Origin of the sequence: Psychromonas algicola, from assembly GCF_004378355.1 — a bacterium.
GTDB lineage: Bacteria > Pseudomonadota > Gammaproteobacteria > Enterobacterales > Psychromonadaceae > Psychromonas.
Map to the genome: position 1 here is coordinate 1 of NZ_SNUB01000039.1, position 19,726 is coordinate 19,726.

Annotated in this window: 15 protein-coding genes and 1 pseudogene; 5 read left to right on the top strand and 11 right to left on the bottom strand. The window is 37.3% G+C overall.

Translation table 11 applies throughout. The features are described 5' to 3' along the window. The 4 genes and pseudogenes from E2R67_RS14845 to E2R67_RS14860 all read right to left on the bottom strand — a co-directional run. Positions 1-142, bottom strand: a pseudogene (locus E2R67_RS14845) (IS3 family transposase); the annotation flags it as partial. A 100-nt stretch (positions 143-242) separates the two neighbouring features. Then, entirely contained in the window at positions 243-704 is a 462-nt protein-coding gene (locus tag E2R67_RS14850; RefSeq protein WP_134291731.1) for a Dps family protein, read from the bottom strand. A 72-nt stretch (positions 705-776) separates the two neighbouring features. Next, positions 777-1,292, bottom strand: a complete 516-nt coding sequence (locus E2R67_RS14855) for an ankyrin repeat domain-containing protein (RefSeq protein WP_134291732.1) — start codon at positions 1,290-1,292, stop codon at positions 777-779. 75 nt (positions 1,293-1,367) lie between these two features. Next, the gene (locus E2R67_RS14860) at positions 1,368-2,828 is read right to left on the bottom strand and encodes a catalase (protein WP_134291733.1); all 1,461 of its coding nucleotides are present in this window, start codon (positions 2,826-2,828) and stop codon (positions 1,368-1,370) included. A gap of 158 nt (positions 2,829-2,986) precedes the next feature. Between E2R67_RS14860 and E2R67_RS14865 the strand changes: the two genes are divergently transcribed. From E2R67_RS14865 to cydC, 3 genes are read left to right on the top strand one after another with little or no spacing between them, the layout of a single operon-like run. Beyond that, the gene (locus E2R67_RS14865) at positions 2,987-3,490 is read left to right on the top strand and encodes a MarR family winged helix-turn-helix transcriptional regulator (protein WP_134291734.1); all 504 of its coding nucleotides are present in this window, start codon (positions 2,987-2,989) and stop codon (positions 3,488-3,490) included. A gap of 25 nt (positions 3,491-3,515) precedes the next feature. Further along, positions 3,516-5,309 carry a heme ABC transporter permease/ATP-binding protein CydD gene (gene cydD, locus E2R67_RS14870; protein ID WP_134291735.1) on the top strand — a complete coding sequence of 598 codons (1,794 nt, stop codon included), beginning with the start codon at positions 3,516-3,518 and terminating at the stop codon, positions 5,307-5,309. Next, positions 5,306-7,084, top strand: coding sequence for a heme ABC transporter ATP-binding protein/permease CydC (cydC, locus tag E2R67_RS14875; protein WP_134291736.1), 1,779 nt, complete (start codon positions 5,306-5,308; stop codon positions 7,082-7,084). Before cydD ends, cydC begins: the two co-directional genes overlap by 4 nt. 482 nt (positions 7,085-7,566) lie before the next feature. Here the strand turns inward: cydC and polA are convergent, their stop codons facing one another. From polA to trxA, 7 genes are all read right to left on the bottom strand, one after another. Beyond that, entirely contained in the window at positions 7,567-10,365 is a 2,799-nt protein-coding gene (gene polA / locus E2R67_RS14880) for a DNA polymerase I (protein WP_134291750.1), read from the bottom strand. Positions 10,366-10,750: 385 nt separating this feature from the next. Beyond that, complete coding sequence (locus tag E2R67_RS14885; protein WP_134291737.1) at positions 10,751-11,863, bottom strand: 1-acyl-sn-glycerol-3-phosphate acyltransferase; 1,113 nt, start codon at positions 11,861-11,863, stop codon at positions 10,751-10,753. An 83-nt stretch (positions 11,864-11,946) separates the two neighbouring features. After that, positions 11,947-13,134 (bottom strand): hypothetical protein, encoded by a 1,188-nt coding sequence (locus E2R67_RS14890; protein ID WP_134291738.1) that lies wholly within the window; start codon positions 13,132-13,134, stop codon positions 11,947-11,949. Positions 13,135-13,204: 70 nt separating this feature from the next. Next, entirely contained in the window at positions 13,205-13,900 is a 696-nt protein-coding gene (gene fre / locus E2R67_RS14895; protein WP_134291739.1) for an NAD(P)H-flavin reductase, read from the bottom strand. A 74-nt stretch (positions 13,901-13,974) separates the two neighbouring features. Continuing rightward, on the bottom strand, positions 13,975-15,444 hold the full coding sequence (gene ubiD, locus E2R67_RS14900) for a 4-hydroxy-3-polyprenylbenzoate decarboxylase (protein ID WP_134291751.1): 1,470 nt from the start codon (positions 15,442-15,444) through the stop codon (positions 13,975-13,977). Positions 15,445-15,627: 183 nt separating this feature from the next. After that, on the bottom strand, positions 15,628-16,896 hold the full coding sequence (gene rho, locus E2R67_RS14905) for a transcription termination factor Rho (RefSeq protein WP_134291740.1): 1,269 nt from the start codon (positions 16,894-16,896) through the stop codon (positions 15,628-15,630). Positions 16,897-17,047: 151 nt separating this feature from the next. Continuing rightward, on the bottom strand, positions 17,048-17,374 hold the full coding sequence (gene trxA / locus E2R67_RS14910; protein ID WP_134291741.1) for a thioredoxin TrxA: 327 nt from the start codon (positions 17,372-17,374) through the stop codon (positions 17,048-17,050). A gap of 123 nt (positions 17,375-17,497) precedes the next feature. Between trxA and rhlB the strand changes: the two genes are divergently transcribed. Both rhlB and E2R67_RS14920 read left to right on the top strand, forming a co-directional pair. After that, positions 17,498-18,754: an ATP-dependent RNA helicase RhlB gene (gene rhlB, locus E2R67_RS14915; protein ID WP_134291742.1), complete on the top strand. Its 1,257-nt coding sequence runs from the start codon at positions 17,498-17,500 to the stop codon at positions 18,752-18,754. 1 nt (position 18,755) lies between these two features. After that, entirely contained in the window at positions 18,756-19,673 is a 918-nt protein-coding gene (locus tag E2R67_RS14920) for a Ppx/GppA phosphatase family protein (RefSeq protein ID WP_134291743.1), read from the top strand. Positions 19,674-19,726: the final 53 nt, after the last annotated feature.

Below are 19,726 nucleotides of genomic sequence, written 5' to 3' on the forward strand. Positions count from 1 at the left end.
TGCGACCTTGGATACCGAAGTGCTTTTGCGCTTGCTTATATGTGAAGTCGCCTTTTTCTACTTGCTCAACTACAGCTAATTTAAAGCCTAGTGTGTAATCTCTTTGGGTACGTTTAATCCCTGTGGTTTGGTTCTTTTTCATAAATAAGTCCTAAATGCGTAAACTCATTTCAGGACAAGACACGGTTAAAAATGAAAAAGCCACTTTCATCGAAAGTGGCTTTTATTAATAAAGGTAAAGTTTAACGACAAGTAGCACGTAACATCCAAGCTGTTTTTTCATGCGTTAACATACGATCTGAAACAACTGATGCCGTAGATTCATCGTCTGCTTTTTGTGCTAATTTTAATACTTCACGGCACGTTCTGATCACTTGCTCATGTGATTCAGTTAAAATTTTAACCATAGCATCCGCATCAGAAAGTCCTGCCACTTCTTTAATTGAGCTTAATTCAGCAAACTCTTTATAAGTACCCGGAGCAGCAACCCCTAACGCACGAATACGCTCTGCGATATCATCTACAGCAACAGATAATTCTGTATAGTGTTCTTCAAACATAAGATGTAATTCACGGAATTGAGGCCCCGTAATATTCCAATGAAAATTATGTGTTTGTAGGTATAAAGTATAAGAGTCAGCTAATAAACGCTTTAGGCCTTCAGCAATTTCAATTCTATCTTTTTCATTAATACCAATATTCATATTGTGTTCCTTTATTAATTAGTAAGAAAATATAATAAATTTTTAACTTGTTGATTATACACTAATTAGCCATCAATATAGTTTAACTGCAACCTTAAACTTGCTTTGAATCAAGATAAAACCAAGCTTGATAAATCTGATAATATTTTTTATTTTTGATGAGGAAATTTGCGATGGATAATGATCGTTAAAATAAGTAATCACCTCACTACGTCCAAACATGACAGCCCAATCTCGTACATTCATTTTGGTTTTATTTTCAAGATTAATATTCGCACCAAACGCTAATAATAAGGTTAAAATATCAACGTGAGCTTTGTATGCAGCGCCCATTAACACTGTATTCCCCATACTGTCGATGGAATCAACATCGGCACCTGCTCTTAATAGCGCTTCGCAAAAATCTTTCTCTCCATTATAAACAGCTAACATTAATGCTGAGTAACCACGATCGTTAACGGCATTAATCTCTAGGTGAGGATTGGCAGATAACAAGTTTGCAAAACCTCTCAAATCGCCCACTCTCGCATAATCAAAAATAGTAGATTCTGTACGGTAAGTTTTTTTATACGCTTTCCAATTTTTCATAACAGCTCTTAATCGTCTTAATTAAAAAGGCAGACCAACAATCTTATTTATCGGTCTACCTAAATATAAGACCTTTTATAATACGAGATCTTTTAAATCAATATTAAGTGCTTTAGCAACACCTTCACCGTAAGCAGGGTCAGCTTTGTAACAGTTAGTAATGTGACGATGCTGAACTTCAACTGAAGCAGAGCCAATACTTCTTGCCGTATTCTCAAACAATACTTTTTGTTGCGCAGGTGTCATTAAATTAAATAACTTTCTTGGTTGGCTGTAATAATCACTGTCATCTTCACGAAAATCCCAATTATATGCCGCATCATTAAGTGCTAATTGAGGATCTTGTTGAGCGGATTGCTGTTGCCATAATCCTGCACTATTAGGCTCATAGCCTTTAGTGCTACCGTAGTTTCCATCAACACGCATCGCACCATCACGATGATATGAGTTAACTGGACATTTAGGTTGATTTACTGGAATATGAACATGATTAACACCTAAACGATAACGTTGTGCATCCCCATAAGAGAATAAACGACCTTGTAACATTTTGTCCGGTGAGAAGCTGATCCCAGGAACAACATTCGCTGGGTTAAATGCGGCTTGTTCTACTTCAGCAAAGTAGTTATCGGGATTGCGATTTAATTCCATCACACCTACATCTATTAATGGATAATCGGCATGCGGCCAGACTTTGGTTAAATCAAATGGGTGAACATCATAAGCCTCAGCCTCTTTTTCAGGCATGATTTGTACTTTTACATTCCATTTAGGAAAATCACCCTTTTCAATTGCTTCATAAAGATCCTGTTGATGGCTTTCACGATTTTTTCCAACCAGCATTTCAGCTTCTTGATCGGTTAGATTTTTAATACCCTGTTGAGTTTCTAAGTGAAATTTCACCCAGTAACGCTTATTATCCGCACTAATAAAACTAAAAGTATGACTACCAAAACCGTGCATATGACGGTAACTACTTGGAATGCCGCGATCACTCATCACTACAGTAACTTGATGTAATGCTTCAGGTAGTAAAGACCAGAAATCCCAGTTCGTATTAGCATTGCGTAAATTAGTTCGGGGGTCACGTTTCACTGCATGGTTTAAATCTGGAAATTTAAGAGGATCACGTAAGAAGAAAACAGGCGTATTGTTACCCACAAGATCCCAGTTACCTTCCTCTGTATAAAACTTAATTGCAAAACCACGAATATCGCGCTCCGCATCTGCTGCACCACGTTCACCCGCTACTGTAGAAAAGCGCACAAAGAGATCTGTTTTTTTACCCACTTCTGAAAATATTTTTGCTTTTGTGTATTTAGATATATCGTGTGTTACTGTAAATGTACCGTAAGCGCCTGAACCTTTAGCATGCATACGTCGTTCAGGGATCACTTCTCTATCAAAGTGGGCTAGCTTTTCTAGGAACCATACATCTTGTAGAAGCATTGGGCCACGAGGGCCTGCTGTTTGAACATTTTGGTTATCAACAACTGGAGCTCCATTGGTTGTTGTTAGATTATGTTTATTACTCATGACTATCCCTACTATCAGTATTATAATTAAATCAAAAGTAAATAATCATCGTATGACATGATCAAAGACTATTTACTTGCACAATACCTCTCTAGAGAGGTAAAAATTGATAATACCTTTCTAGAGAGGTATTGTGCAAATAAATTGAGGAAAAAATTATGCCGCACTCACAATTAAAATTTGAAAGCTTTATCTATCTTATGAAAAAAAATTGGCCTGATGCTTACAAAGGATTATTTTTACTGTTTCCAAGAATAGAAAGAATCGCAAGTGATATAAATAATAAAATTGATAACATAATGAAGGCACAAGACTTACTCGCTAGTGATTTTCATCTATTAACTGCAATAAGACGCAGTAACAGCGTCCCTCCCTTTGAATTAAAACCATCTGAATTATGTAACTATATGTTATTTAGTTGGGGTGGATTAAGTAAAGTAATGAAACGCTTAGAAGCAAAAGAGATTATTACACGAGTTAGTAGTGAAGAAGATAAACGTATTTCCATGATTAGATTGACAGAAAAGGGTCGAAGTATTGTTGATACTTCAGTACTTGAACTGCAAACGATACAAGCACAATTGTTAGATGGTTTTACAAACGAAGAAATAACATTATTAGATAAGTTACTTGCCAAATTAGTCAATAATATTGAATCATAAAATAGAACACAACAGGTAATAATAAATGGATAAACCGCTAGAGAAACAACTCACTTCTTGGCTTAAAAAACAGAAAAAGGCCTGTGGTTTTTATCTAAATTTAACTGTGCTATTTGGATTGTTAACGGGCTTTGCTTTGATCGCCCAAGCTTATCTGATCTCCACTATTTTGCATGGCATTATTATGGAGCAACTTCCTAAAACAGCATTTACCCAAGAGTTTATCTATCTGATTGTTTTGATCCCATTACGCGCTTTGCTCGCTTTTGCACGAGAACGTAGCAGTTTTGAAGCTGGAAAGCGTTTACGTTTGCATACCCGTAAAGCAGTGTTAGATAAGATCAATGAATTAGGCCCTGCTTTTATTAAAGGTAAACCAGCAGGCAGTTGGGCAAGTATTGTGCTTGAACAAGTTGAAGATCTACATGATTTCTATGCACGTTATCTACCTCAAATGTTATTAGCAGCTTTTATTCCTTTAATCATTTTAATCGTGGTGTTTCCGCTTAATTGGGCGGCGGGATTGATTTTATTAACTACTGCGCCATTGATTCCTATCTTTATGATTTTTGTTGGCACAGGCGCAGCAGACGCAAACCGTAAAAACTTTAAAGCCTTATCTAAACTCAGCGGCCATTTTATGGATCGCTTAAAAGGGTTAAACACACTCAAATTGTTTAATCGTGCTGAAGCTGAAGGAAAAGAAATTGAAGCTGCCTCAGAGTCGTTTCGTCAAAAGACAATGTCAGTGTTACGCATTGCTTTTTTAAGCTCTGCAGTTCTAGAGTTTTTTGCAGCGATTTCTATCGCGATATTAGCCATTTATTTTGGTTTTAGCTTTCTAGACGAACTAAGTTTCGGCGATTATGGCACAGGAGTGACTCTATTTATTGGCATGTTTGTACTTATGTTGGCACCTGAATTTTACCAACCACTTCGCGATATGGGTACACATTACCATGCAAAAGCCCAAGCCATTGGTGCAGCAGAAGAGTTAATGGCCTTACTCAACTATGAGGTTGATAGCAGCGTTAAAGCAAATACTCAAACAGAGTCAGATAAAGCTTTAAAAACAATTAATACAGATGATGGCATTGCTTTGATCGCCACTGATTTTATCGTCAAAAGTCATTCAGGTGTTACCTTGCTTGGCCCCATCTCCTTCCAACTTAAACAAGGCCAACACATCGCGGTGGTTGGTCCAAGTGGAGCAGGAAAAACTAGCTTATTAAATGCGTTATTAGGTTTTTTACCTTACCAAGGTTCACTCAAAGTAAATGGCATTGAGTTAAACGAATTAGCGATCTCAGACTGGCGAACGCTACTGGCTTGGTTGGGACAAGAGCCACAACTTTTCCACGGAACGGTCCGTGACAATGTGGCAATGGCAGCACCTAATATGTCTGATGAAAGCATTAAAACCTTGTTAGCAAAAGCACAAGTACTCGACTTTATAGAGCAACAAGCACAGGGCTTAGACCTCCCAATTGGCGAACAAATGGCTGGTATCTCAGTTGGGCAAGCGCAGCGTATTGCCTTAGCACGCGCATTAGGACAAAACGCACCGTTGTTTTTATTAGATGAGCCAACGGCAAGTTTAGACAGACACAGCGAACAAGCGGTACTTAGCGCATTAGATGAAGCAATGAAAGACTCAAGCTGTTTAATGGTCACACATCGACTCGACCAGTTATCGCAGATGGATCATATATTAGTGATGGATAAAGGCATGATTGTTCAACAAGGGTGTTTTGAACAGTTAAATAACCAAGCCGGTTTATTTAAACAGATGCAAACTGATGAGGAGCAAAATCGATGAGAACTCTCCTTCCTTTTATAAAATTATTTAAACACCAATGGTTGATGATGCTGATTGGTTTGGTATTAAGTGTTATCTCGTTAATGGCAGGTATCGGTTTATTATCTCTTTCAGGCTGGTTTTTATCTGCTTCTGCGATGGCGGGAGTGACTTTGCTTGCCACGCAAACTTTTAACTATTTAACGCCTAGTGGTGGTGTGCGGTTTCTTTCTATTGCTCGGACAGCCAGCCGATACGGAGAGCGTTTAGCCACGCATGAAGCCACCTTTAAGTTATTAACACAATTACGAGTTTGGGCTTGGCAAAAGGTCATGCCACTCAGCGCACGAAACATGCAAGGATTACGACAAGGTGAAATATTAAACCGACTCGTTGCAGATATAGATACCTTGGATCATCTTTATCTTAGATTGATCACGCCACTATTTGCATCCTTATTTATGCTACTTTGTATGTACTTTTTTGTCGCTTGGTTTGATCCTCAATTAGCTTTTTTATTGTGTGGTAGCTTATTGTTAGTTTGGCTATTTCTGCCTTGGTTTTTCTATCAACTTGGCCGTAAACCGGGCGTCAAACAATTACAAAGTAAACGCCTTCTACGAGTTCAATTATTAGAATTTATACAAGGTTTAGCGGAGATTTCTTTATTTGGTGCGAGTCAGCCATTTCGAGCAAAAATAGCGACATCAGAAGCCGCATTAATCGATAGCCAACGCATCATGGCTAACATCACCGCCTTCAGCCAAGCAGCATTAATTCTTTGTCATGGAAGCATAGTAGTAGTGGTGCTTTATGTGGCAGCATCTGGTGTTGGAGAACAGCAAACCACAGGCCCGCTATTAGCCATGATCACTTTTATGGCAATTGCTTGCATTGAAATGTTAATGCCTATCGCTGGCGCTTTTCAACATCTTTCATCTTGTGTTGATGCCGGTAAACGCGTTAATGAATTAGTGAGCCAAGATCCAGATATTACTTTTAACAATGAAAGTAATGCAGTGATCACTCAAGGAGCGCTTCAATTAAAGGATATTCACTTTGCCTACCCTAACAACACGAACAATATTTTAAATGGGATTAACTTATCCATTGAAGCAGGTCAAAAAGTCGCTTTATTAGGTCAAACCGGTTGCGGAAAATCAAGTTTACTTGCCTTGATAACACGAGAATGGGAAGCGCAAACAGGCCATTTAACCATTGATGGTGTAGAGGTTAATCAATTCAGCCAACAGGCGCTGAGTGAAGGCCTTTCCATTGTTAGCCAACGTATTTATTTATTCACTGGCACACTTAGAGAAAACTTAACCCTCGCACAGCCTCAAGCCATTGAATATGAAACTTATGCCGAACAGAAAGCTGCACAGAAGATTAATGACGCGCAATTGATCACGGTATTGGAAAAAGTAGGATTAGCAAGCTTAACACAAGGAGAAGCACCACTTGATGCATGGATAGGTGAAGGTGGAAGACAGCTTTCTGGTGGAGAGCAAAGACGTATTGGCGTAGCACGAGTATTGTTACGTAACGCCCCTTTATTACTTTTAGACGAAGCCACTGAAGGGTTAGATAAACGCACGGAAAGAGAGATCCTCGCATTATTATTTGAGTTTGCTAAAGATAAAACCTTATTAATGATCAGCCATCGTCTAACAGCGATTGAAAAAATGGATCGTATCTATCTGATGGAAGAAGGTAAGTTACGTGTTTCAGGAAACCACCAAACATTACTTGAAAAAGATGCTTACTATGCAAGCCTACATCAGAAGTTAAATTAAGATGCTTAAATAAATGCGCTTTAAACCATTACTAAGCAACCATAGGTTTATATTTTGAATCAGAAAAAGATCAAAAAAATCCCCCAATACACGGACATATATTGAGGGAAAAAGGAAGTTCATGAAATTGTATAGCGATGAATACGTCAAAGATTGATTGTATTTCGAAATACTTTTTTACATTTTCTTAATGGAGGTTATTTTAGCAAATTAATCTCAACTAATAATGACCAGCAATTCACTATTAAAAATCAATTTCACTTTTTAGATAAAATGGGATGACTCTCTCACAAAGGTGTGAGTAGCACATAAAGATAAAGAGACTTGCTTCACTTATTGTTTTAGTTTTGGGAAATATAAGATGAATTTATAGCTAAAAAAAACCCTCAATACAAAAAATCGTATTGAGGGAAACAAGGAAGAAAATATGAAAATTAACTTTTCAAATAATTAGTCCTCGGCTTTTACATAAAGTTCAAAAATTAATGCGCTTCATCCCAATTATTTCCAACATCGGCATCAGCAATTAATGGAACGTCTAAATCAGCGGCTTTTGCCATGATTTCCTGAATCTCTTTAGTGTAACTTTCAACGCACTCTTCTTTAATTGAAAAGACGAGTTCATCGTGCACTTGCATCAGTATTTGTACGGTCTCCGCGGGTTTTGACTTTACCCATTCTGCCATTTTTATCATGGCTTTTTTGATAATATCCGCTGCAGTTCCTTGCATCGGCGCATTGATTGCCGCTCGTTCAGCTGCTTTTTTCAACATACCATTTTTAGCGTTAATATTTGGCAATTGTAAGCGACGACCAAAAATAGTTTCTACGTACGCTTTTTCATTCGCTAATAAACGCGTATCTTCCATATAAGTTAATACACCAGGGTAACGACTAAAGTAACGGTCCATGTAAGTTTGCGCTTCTTGACGACCAATATTTAATTGCTTCGCTAAACCAAATGCACTCATACCATAAATCAAACCAAAGTTAATTGCTTTTGCACTACGGCGTTGATCCGTTGTCACCTCATCAAGCGGTACAGAGAAAACCTCTGCGGCTGTGGCTTTATGAATATCTTTACCTTCTGAGAAAGCCGTTAATAAGCCTGCATCTTGAGATAAATGCGCCATAATACGTAATTCAATTTGGCTATAATCGGCAGCTACGATTTTATATCCTTTCTGAGCAATAAAGGCTTGGCGAATACGACGCCCTTCACTACTACGGATAGGAATATTCTGTAAGTTTGGATCGCTTGATGATAAACGACCGGTAACCGTCACTGCTTGATGATAAGAGGTATGAACACGTCCAGTTTCTTGATTTACCATTAACGGTAATTTATCGGTGTAAGTTGATTTAAGCTTACTTAAACCACGATGCTCTATGATTAGCTTAGGTAATGGGTAAGTTAACGCTAACTCTTGTAACACTTCTTCCGCTGTTGAAGGTGCGCCTTTTGGCGTTTTCTTGATCACTGGAATATTTAATTCTTCAAACAAGATAGTTTGTAGCTGCTTTGGAGAACCAAGATTAAATGGCTTGCCCGCTTCTTCATAAGCTAATTCTTCTAGTTCTAAAAGGCGCTTAGCAATTTCAACGCTCTGTGCATTTAATAGTTGGCTATCAATTTCAACACCGCCTCTTTCGATATCAGAAAGTACGGTTAATAGTGGCATTTCTATTTCATCTAAAACAGTTAGCAACTCAGGAATTTCTTGTAATTGACGTTGCAACTCAAGATGTAAGCGTAAAGTGATATCTGCATCTTCGGCTGCGTAAGGCGCCGCTTCTTTAATGGCGATTTCATTAAAGGTAAGTTGTTTTTTGCCTTTACCCGCGATGTCTTCAAAACTGATACACGTATGCCCTAAGTATTTCAGCGCTAACGCATCCATATTATGCTTACCGGTACTGTCTAATACATAAGACTCAAGCATAGTATCAAAGGCAATTCCGCCCAACTCAATACCGTGATTTAGTAATACACTGCGGTCATACTTAAGGTTTTGACCTACTTTCTTGTGCTCATCAGAGGTTAATAATGGCGTTAATAAATTAAGCGTTTCCATTAAATCTAATTGCGCAGGTGCATCAATATAATCGTGTGCGAGCGGTAAATAAGCGGCTTCAATAACAGGTTCGCCTTCTTCACCAACATTAGTTTGTATCGCAAAAGACAATCCAACGATTTTTGCTTGCATATAATCTAGGCTAGTTGTTTCAGTATCAAAAGCAAACAACTCCGCTTGCTCTAATTTTTTAATCCACTGTAATAACTGACCTTTAGTGTAAATGGTTTTATAACTTTCACGATTAACCATGGACTTAGCTAATGCAGAAGGTGCTGCAGATTGACTCTCTTGCGATGATGAAGCTTTAACAACTAAGTTATCACCCGCCAATAAAGCTGCTAACCAACGTTTAAACTCAAGCTTACCAAACAGTTTAATTAACTCATCGGTATCTTGTGGGTTAGGTTTAAAATCGTCATAGTCTTGGTCTAGTTCAACATCTAATTTAATGGTCGCTAATTGATAAGATAAACGCGCCATTGCTTCATTTTCTTGCATCTTTTTAGCCATGGTTTTACTACCACGGAAACCAAGGTCAGCTAGTTTATCTAAATTCTCATAGATACTGTCCATGTTGCCTAAACCTTGTAGCATGGCTAATGCAGTCTTTTCCCCCACACCAGGTACACCGGGAATATTATCAACTTTATCACCCATCAAGGCTAAGAAGTCGATGATCATTTCAGGTGGAATACCAAATTTTTCCTTCACCCCTTCCACATCTAAAATGGTGTTGGTCATGGTATTGATTAAATAGGTATGCTCATCAACTAACTGAGCCATATCTTTATCACCCGTGCTGATCAGAGTTTTGATGCCTTTCTTACTTGCTTGTAACGCTAACGTACCGATTACATCGTCAGCTTCAACACCGGGAATAGTTAAAATAGGTAAGCCCATTGCCTTAATAACGGCATGTAGCGGTTCTATTTGAATGCGAAGATCATCAGGCATACTCGGACGATTCGCTTTATAGTCGGTATACATATCATCACGGAAAGTTTTTCCTTTGGCATCAAAAACAACCACAATATGACTTGGGCTAAATTGCTTTAATAGGCTTTGCAACATATTAACAACGCCATAAACAGCGCCCGTAGCTTCACCAGCAGAATTGGTTAAATGTGGAGGAGAAAAGAAAGCGCGATATAAATACGATGACCCATCAACAAGTACAAAAGGGTTTTCAGGAACAACAGCCATAGGATAATTACCAATCAAATAAAATTGATTCCTAGTATACCTATAGGAGGCTCAATAGTGATCACGTTTTGTTAAATTTATGCTGAGAAAATAATCTTAAATAGATTGGCAACAAGATTTTAATTTATGATTATTAATGACAAATACTTTATATTTAACAATTAATTTAATGGGGGCTGGGAGGTAAGTATATATTCACTTTCAATACAGGGAACTCTGTGGATAACTCTGTTAGTGATTTTTAAATTTGCTTAGCAGAAAGCAAGAACCATTAATTACCTATTATTATTCAATAACTTGCAATCAACTAAAAAACAAAAAATGCACATTTAACAAATTGTTAAATGTGCATAACAAAATCAATATTCAAAGACTTATCTTGTTTCTAGCTTGTATGGTGCCTTACAGGGTTCGCATACATTTTAAGCACAGTATCTTGAAGTTCAGGTTTCACCGCTTGAATACGCGCTTTAAAGGCTGCAATATCTTGTTCTGGAATATTATCAACATCTTGCTCAGCAGCAATTAAATTTGAAGGGTGTAAATAATAATTTTTATAAATTTGTTTATCTATTTCTTCTGCTACATCATCGGCATTTTCAAAGTCACCACTTAATGGCTCTCCAAAAGCGACATGCACATGACCTTTTTGACCCACGATACCACTTACAATACTTTCAATATCTTCAAATTCAGTTTTATTGTATTCGCCAGACTCTGCTTTTGCATATAGCTCTTGTGCTTTTTGTTGATCACATGGATCAAATTCATAAGACACAGAAACAGGAACAATATTGAGTGATTTAATGTATTCAGCAAAAGGAATTTTTTGTTTTTTACCATTAACATAAAACATTTTAATGATAGCTGGCTCGGTTTTATCAAAGCCATCTTTTGCACGTCCTTCTCGTTGGGCAATCCAGATGCTACTGTCTTCTTTTAATGAAGAAGAAATGTAATCAGATAAATGAGAAAGTGATTTCATCATCTCTCTCACACCTGTTACAGAACGTTTTACGATGAAGCTTTTGTTCATTCGCATCAAATCAGAGACATAAGGTTTGCTTAATAAATTATCACCAATGGCAATACGCACTGTTTTAAACTGCTCTGTATATAACGCCCAGTTTACAAACGAAGGATCCATAGCAATATCGCGATGATTTGAAACAAAAAGGTAGTTTTTAGTCGCACACAGCTTATCTAAACCCGAGTAAGTAAATTTAGTCGTAGTAGAATCAATCATATGCTGGACATAGACGCCTACAACTTTTTGCATTTGATCAATACTATTGATATTGCCCCATTTGAACAAAAAGTACTGACGTAATAATGGTTTTAGTACAAAACCCAACATTTTAGATAATTTAGGAAAGCGGAAGCTTAATATCGCATCAATGAACTCTTCGCTATTAATGACTCGTTTGATAGCTGGTTGTATCTCTTTGTCATTATATGGGCGAATATCACTAAATTTATCAATGTTACTGCTTGGCATGGTTTAACTCTCTATAAAATGGTTGCGGCATTTTACCTGTTTTTGGTTAGCTCGGGGAATATATTTACCTTAAATTGTTGTGATCACTGCCAATCGGGCTTAAATCTAAACAATTCTTGGCGAGATAAATTTCTAAAGGTTTCCTGATCAATATTCGCAAAGGTTAAATAGTCATCTAACCATTCCTGCTTAAATAAACGAGATGCGCGTAATTGATCGTATTTGGCAAAGTGTATTGCCTGAAAAAGTATTTTTCCTATTTTTGACCTGTCTTCAAAAGCGATACCATCAACTTCTTCTTTTAAGGCATTAAGCAAGTGAATAAACTTTTTAGGAAAAGCTTGCTTAGAAAGTAACACGCTCATTTTCAAATCAGATTTTGCAATCAATAAAGCTTGTAGTGAAGCTGGATCAGATTTGATATCAAAGAAAAAATCATGCTTAACTTTTTCACCTTTTTCACGCGCTTCAGCGATACAATTTATTCTTACACTTTCAAAAGACTCTAAATACTGCTGAAAGGAAGCGGCATAAGCAAAATTACACATTGCAGATAATAACTGTCCTTCGAAGGGCTTTCGATAGCCGCATTCTTTCATTAATGAAGTACAAGCTTGGCCTAAGGTTAGCTGGTAGCGCCATAATTTTTTAGCGAAAAAACGGTTATGTTGATTGAATGTATTAATTCGATATTTAAAAATTAAAGAAGGAATAAGATAACGTAAAACATCAGTTCCTATTCTACCTATAGCTGCTCGCGCATCCTGAAGGATATACTTTTCTTTGCCTAATAACGCCATAAAGTCGTCATTAGCGACCAAGTTAATAATATGATTGCGAGTACTTGGATTAAGATCTAATAGTTCAGCAAGGGAAGAATAACTCGGCTCTTTCGCAATTAACTCAATGAGTAAATCAATACTGCTTTCACGCATTTGTAATTGTTCTGATAAAACCGTTGGCGTGTCTTGAAGCTTATCGTTAATAGTGGAGAGTAATAATTGTTGGAAGTAGCGCGTCAAAAGTGCATTACGCTTTTTTTCTAACTGTTTTTCTTTTAATTCTCGCTCAACTCTTTCTTTTTCAACAGCTAATAGAATTCGTTGATTCCAACCATCTCCCTTTTTGTTAGGCGCTTCTTCGTTATTTTCCTGTTGATGCAAGCCATCATTAAAGTCTTCGTCTTTACTTATTTGAGTTTTGCCAACTAAATAGTGAAGAAAAAGCTTATTAATATCAGATAAGTTGATGGTAGCTGTATCATTAGACATGAAATAGAAGACGTCCTATGCGTTAAGTGATAATAGTATAGCCCAATTCTATTATCACTTATCCAAGAATTTAGATGAATGCAAAAGCATCACCATAGATATGTTCAACCAAGGCGCCTTTTTTAACAAAGTCTTCACGTGCCACTTTAGCCATTTCAAAACGACCAACAACGTAAATATCAAACTCAGCTAAGTTTTCAAAACTATCTAATACAGCTTGATGAACATAACCTTGCTTGCCTTGCCAATCAGCTTCAGGTAGTTCAACAACAGGGTGGAAGTGAATATTATTATGTTCTGTTGCCCAGCTATTCGCTTGATCTTCAAAATAAAAGTGTGAGTATTCTTTTACACCCCAATATAAATGTACTTCATTTTTAATATCAGACTCAATGATTTGCTCCAGTAAAGATTTAACGTAAGAGAAACCCGTTCCACCTGCCATTAAAATGATTGGACGTGTTGATTCTTCTCGTAAATAAGCCTCGCCATTAGCGATTTCTACTTCTAACGAATCACCAGACTGCATTTTTTCAATGACTTGCATTGCATAACCATTTTCAGGCGTTGCGCCAATATGCAGTTCAATCAATTCATTCGATGGAATATTAGCAATTGAAAAATGACGTTTATCACCTTCTCCCATCACCACAGATACATATTGTCCAGCTTTGAAACTAACCGCAGTCGTTGGCGCTAAAAAGATACGATATAAAAACGAATTTAACTTCTCGATAGAAGCAACATTACAAGTAATTTGTGGCATTAAGTTCTCTTTAATTATGGTGACGAACAAACGTCATTGTTCTTGTTCTATTTAACAATTCAGTAACACTGGCATTATGACAAAATATCTAACTCATTCCAAAGATCATCTATTTTTTCTTTTACATCATCATTCATCACAATCGGTGTTCCCCATTCACGAGTCGTTTCACCAGGCCATTTATTGGTCGCATCTAGACCCATTTTGGAACCTAATCCAGATACTGGCGATGCGAAATCTAAATAATCTATAGGCGTGTTATCCACCAAAGTAGTGTCTCGACTTGGATCCATACGAGTCGTGATCGCCCACATAACATCGTTCCAATCACGTACATTCACATCATCATCACACACTATAATAAATTTAGTGTACATAAATTGACGTAAGAAAGACCAGATCCCCAACATGACTCGTTTAGCATGACCGGGATAACTTTTCTTAATAGAAACAACCGCCATGCGATAAGAACAACCTTCAGGTGGTAAATAGAAATCTACAATCTCTGGGAATTGTTTTTTAATAATAGGCACAAACACTTCATTCAATGCTACACCTAAAATAGCAGGCTCATCAGGTGGACGCCCTGTATAAGTACTATGATAAATTGGATCTTTTCGAGTAGTGACATGAGTCACTGTCATCACTTGAAAATCATCAACCTCATTATAATAACCAGTATGATCACCATATGGCCCTTCTGGCGCTTCTTCACCAGGCATTAAGTAACCTTCTAAAATAATTTCAGCCGTTGCTGGTACATCTAAATCATTGCTTAAACAAGTGGCAACTTTAGTACGTGAGCCACGTAATAAGCCAGCAAATGCATATTCAGAAAGTGTATCTGGTACTGGCGTTACCGCACCAAGAATTGTTGCTGGATCGGCTCCTAATGCAACGCTCACAGGGAAAGGTTTACCGGGATTTGCTTCTTGCCATTCGCGGAAATCAATGGCCCCACCACGATGCGACAACCAACGCATAATAATTTTGTTTTTAGAGATGAGCTGCTGACGATATACCCCTAAATTCTGACGTTTTTTATAAGGCCCTCTGGTAATGGTCAATCCCCATGTTATTAATGGAGCAACGTCACCCGGCCAACATGTCATAATAGGTAATTTGGTTAAATCTACTTCGTCACCTTCCATCACCACTTCTTGACAGGCAGGAGATTTAATACGTTTAGTGGGCATATTTAACACTTGTTTAAATATCGGTAACTTTTCCCACATTGCCTTAAGGCCTTTTGGTGGTTCAGGCTCTTTCAGATAAGCTAACCATTCACCCACTTCACGTAATTCGCTTACTTTTTCTTTGCCCATCGCTAAAGCAACACGTTCAGGTGTACCAAATAAGTTAGTTAACACAGGTGTGTCATAACCTTTAGGGTTTTCAAATAATAGAGCAGGCCCACCAGCGCGTAAGGTACGATCAGATATTTCAGTCATTTCTAAATTCGGATCAATCTCTTGGCTAATACGTTTTAATAGCCCTTTTTCTTCTAATTGATTTAAAAAATCACGTAGATCATCAAACTTCATCTTCACCTGCTTATCTTTATTGCACTTATAGTGGATGTTAATATTTTATACTTATACGGTTCACATTAAACAATTGATCAGCAATTTAATCGTATTATTACCAAAGTTAACACGTTGAAATATTTTTTAAGGTAAAAAAAACGCTACCTAAGTAGCGTTATTAACCAAAAAAATAGAAATTAACTATTTTGCTTTTTGGTTTTTCATTGCGTCAAAGAAGCTATCGTTAGTTTTACTTAGCCCTAACTTATCGATCATAAATTCTGTTGCGCCAATTTCACCCATTGGATGCACAATCTTACGTAGAATCCACATACGTTGTAATTCGTCAGCTTTTGTTAATAATTCTTCACGACGAGTACCTGAACGAGTGATGTCAATCGCAGGATAAACACGTTTTTCAGCTAGTTTACGATTTAGATGGATTTCAGAGTTACCGGTTCCTTTAAATTCTTCATAGATAACTTCATCCATTTTAGAACCTGTATCAATCAGTGCTGTTGCAAGAATGGTTAAACTACCACCTTCTTCAACATTACGTGCAGCACCAAAGAAACGTTTAGGACGATGTAATGCATTTGCATCAACACCACCCGTTAGTACTTTACCTGAACTTGGGATCACAGTGTTATAAGCACGCGCTAGACGAGTAATAGAGTCTAATAAGATAACCACGTCTTTTTTGTGCTCAACAAGGCGTTTTGCTTTTTCAATAACCATTTCAGCAACTTGTACATGTCGATTTGCAGGTTCATCAAAGGTTGATGCCACTGCTTCACCACGTACTAAACGACGCATTTCTGTTACTTCCTCTGGACGCTCATCGATTAATAAAACAATCAATTCTGCATCTGGGTAGTTAATTGAAATACTTTGTGCAATATTCTGAAGTAACATTGTTTTACCGGCTTTTGGCGGTGCAACAATCAACCCACGTTGACCTTTACCAATGGGTGAAACCAAATCTAGAATACGTGCTGTAATATCTTCTGTACTACCACTACCATTTTCTAAACGGAAACGTTCATCCGGATGAATAGGCGTTAAGTTTTCAAATAGTATTTTGTTACGGGAGTTTTCTGGTTTGTTGAAGTTTACTTGGATGATCTTTAATAATGCAAAATAACGTTCGCCTTCTTTTGGCGGTCGAATCTTACCTTCGACACTGTCACCGGTTCGTAGATTGAAACGGCGGATTTGGCTTGGTGAGATATAAATATCATCCGGGCCAGCCAAATAAGAACTATCTGAGCTACGCAAAAAGCCGAAACCATCTTGTAAAATTTCTAAAACACCAGCACCGAAAATATCAGCACCACTTTTAGCATGGGCTTTTAATATTGCGAAGATAATATCTTGTTTTCTTAATCGGGCTAAATTTTCAAGCCCCATTGAACTTCCAAGCTCAACAAGCTCAGATACGGGAGTATTTTTTAATTCGGTTAGATTCATAATTCTTTTGATGTTTTAATTTGAGATAAATGGATTGATAAGACGTTTTTTGGGATTTGTTCATAATTTGAACGTAAAGGTAGCATTAAAAATAGGTGCTGTCCAGAATGAACATAAGCTAGATACACTTAATTCATTCTGGACGGAATTATTAGATATTTGCGTCTAAAAATTCAACAAGTTGTGATTTAGAAAGTGCGCCAACTTTAGTTGCTGCCACTTTTCCATCTTTAAATAATAATAAAGTTGGAATACCACGGATACCAAATTTTGGTGGTGTATCACTATTTTGGTCAATGTTTAGCTTACCAACAGTGACTTTGCCTGCGTATTCCACAGCCACTTCACTTAGGATTGGGGCAATCATTTTACAAGGACCACACCATTCAGCCCAAAAATCAACTAATACAGGACCAGATGCATTTACTACATCCGCGTCAAAACTTGCATCACTTAACGTTACGATATTTTCGCTCATTTTTCTCTCCAGAAAAGATTTACTAGTAAAAAGTTACTATAACATGCTCGCTAGTAAAAACTATTTTTGATATTTGAATCGATCTCAATATTTATTGCAAGTATAAACTGCTATGCTCTGCAAATGAATAAAACACATCTAACTCAGACAAAATTTTCAGACTTGCCTCTAGAGCCAAGTCTACTTTCAGGTTTAACCGCACTCGGTTTTGAATTCTGTACACCTATTCAAGCATTGTCGCTGCCAATTACTTTACAAGGTAAAGATATAGCAGGCCAAGCTCAAACAGGTACAGGCAAAACATTGGCGTTTTTACCTGCCGTATTTCATCACCTATTAACCAACAGCGCACCTGAAAATCGTCGCAAGAATCAACCGCGAGCTATTATTTTAGCACCAACGCGTGAACTTGCGATTCAAATACATAAGGATGCGGTTACTCTTTCAGAGTCTACATCTTTACGCCTTGGTTTAGCATATGGGGGCGAAAAAGTTGAAATTCAACAGAATAAACTAGAAAAAGGTGTTGATATCTTAATTGGGACAACGGGTCGTATTATCGACTTCGTTAAACAAGGCGTTATCAACCTAGATTCTATACAAACCGTTGTACTAGATGAAGCCGATCGTATGTTCGATTTAGGCTTTATTAAAGACATTCGTTATTTATTCCGTCGTATGCCACCCGCAGACCAACGTTTAAACTTATTATTTTCTGCAACTCTGTCCCATAAAGTTCAAGAATTAGCCTTTGAGCATATGAACAGCCCTGAACATGTACAAATTGAACCTGAAGTAATGACTTCAGCGAATATCCAAGAAGAACTATTTTATCCATCAAACGAAGACAAAATGTTATTGCTATTAAGTTTGATTGAAGATGAATGGCCAGAAAAAGCAATTGTATTCGCTAATACTAAACATGCCTGTGAAAAAGTATGGGGTTATTTAGCGGGAGATGGTCACCGAGCGGGTTTGCTAACCGGTGATGTGCCTCAGAAAAAACGTGAAAAGATTCTCGAACAATTCACCCAAAGTGAAGTGGATATACTGATTGCAACAGATGTTGCTGCTCGTGGATTACATATTCCAAAAGTATCGCATGTGTTCAATTTCGATTTACCTGATGATTGTGAAGATTATGTTCATCGTATTGGACGAACCGGTCGTGCTGGTGAAAAAGGGTTAGCAATCAGTTTAGCTTGCGAAAAATATGTCTTTAACTTACCGGGTATTGAAGAGTATATTAAACACAATATTCCAGTAAGCGAGTACGATAAAGACTCTTTATTAGATTCTTTACCAGTGATGAAAGTAACTAAATACAAAGTTCATCCAAGTAATCGTAAAGACAATCACCGTAGACCACATAAAAGATAATATGACAGCAGCACGTTATACCATTATTGATTTAGGCTCCAATAGCTTTCACATGCTAACAGTGACTAAGCAGGATAATGGTTTTAATATTGTTTCAAAACATAAGCAAAAAGTACGCTTAGCCGCGGGCTTAAACGGGCAACATCAACTTGATCTAAGCACAATGGAAAAAGGTTGGTCTTGCCTACAACACTTTAGAACTCTGCTCGATGAAATCCAACCTATTTGTCTATTGATCACCGCTACTGCGGCATTACGTATCGCAGAAAACAGCCAACAGTTTTTAGATAAAGCAGAGGCAATTTTACAACATCCAATTAACCTCATCTCAGGCATTCAAGAGGCAAAAACCATTTTCAAAGGCGTTTCATTCACTGAAAATACAGAGAAAGAACTACTAGTAATGGATATTGGAGGCGCGAGTACTGAGCTAATCTTAGGGCAAAAAAATCATGTCCATGTAGCAAACAGTTTAAATATTGGCTGTGTTACTTGGTTAGATCATTATTTTGCAGATGATTTATTGAATGAATATAACTTTAATAATGCAGTCAATGCAGCTAAACAAGTTATCTCAACCGTTAAAGCACAATATAGCAACCATCAATGGGAATTAACCCTAGGCGCATCTGGCACAATTCAGGCAGTAAACGAAGTCAATCACGCACAAAAGTTAGCTGATAGTTTATCTTATGATTTATTGCAGAAGATTAAACAACAATGTATCACTTGCCAATCCATTGAAGCACTTAATATAGTTGGTCTAGAGGATAGCCGTAAACCTGTTTTCGCAAGTGGCCTAGCTATTTTGATAGCATTATTTGAATCATTCGACATTAACTCTATGCAGCGTTCCAAGGGCGCATTAAGAGAAGGTTTAATAAGTATGATGTTTAGTGGGCAAACACAATTCGACTAAATAAAAAATGCCCTCAAGTGATAAGCTTGGGGCATTTTATCAAGTGTAATTGA

Bases quoted from the DNA above. Each gene is read 5' to 3' on its own strand.
- E2R67_RS14850 (WP_134291731.1), bottom strand. From the start codon at position 704: ATGAATATTGGTATTAATGAAAAAGATAGAATTGAAATTGCTGAAGGC.
- E2R67_RS14855 (WP_134291732.1), bottom strand. From the start codon at position 1,292: ATGAAAAATTGGAAAGCGTATAAAAAAACTTACCGTACAGAATCTACT.
- E2R67_RS14860 (WP_134291733.1), bottom strand. From the start codon at position 2,828: ATGAGTAATAAACATAATCTAACAACAACCAATGGAGCTCCAGTTGTT.
- E2R67_RS14865 (WP_134291734.1), top strand. From the start codon at position 2,987: ATGCCGCACTCACAATTAAAATTTGAAAGCTTTATCTATCTTATGAAA.
- cydD (WP_134291735.1), top strand. From the start codon at position 3,516: ATGGATAAACCGCTAGAGAAACAACTCACTTCTTGGCTTAAAAAACAG.
- cydC (WP_134291736.1), top strand. From the start codon at position 5,306: ATGAGAACTCTCCTTCCTTTTATAAAATTATTTAAACACCAATGGTTG.
- polA (WP_134291750.1), bottom strand. From the start codon at position 10,365: ATGGCTGTTGTTCCTGAAAACCCTTTTGTACTTGTTGATGGGTCATCG.
- E2R67_RS14885 (WP_134291737.1), bottom strand. From the start codon at position 11,863: ATGCCAAGCAGTAACATTGATAAATTTAGTGATATTCGCCCATATAAT.
- E2R67_RS14890 (WP_134291738.1), bottom strand. From the start codon at position 13,134: ATGTCTAATGATACAGCTACCATCAACTTATCTGATATTAATAAGCTT.
- fre (WP_134291739.1), bottom strand. From the start codon at position 13,900: ATGCCACAAATTACTTGTAATGTTGCTTCTATCGAGAAGTTAAATTCG.
- ubiD (WP_134291751.1), bottom strand. From the start codon at position 15,444: ATGAAGTTTGATGATCTACGTGATTTTTTAAATCAATTAGAAGAAAAA.
- rho (WP_134291740.1), bottom strand. From the start codon at position 16,896: ATGAATCTAACCGAATTAAAAAATACTCCCGTATCTGAGCTTGTTGAG.
- trxA (WP_134291741.1), bottom strand. From the start codon at position 17,374: ATGAGCGAAAATATCGTAACGTTAAGTGATGCAAGTTTTGACGCGGAT.
- rhlB (WP_134291742.1), top strand. From the start codon at position 17,498: ATGAATAAAACACATCTAACTCAGACAAAATTTTCAGACTTGCCTCTA.
- E2R67_RS14920 (WP_134291743.1), top strand. From the start codon at position 18,756: ATGACAGCAGCACGTTATACCATTATTGATTTAGGCTCCAATAGCTTT.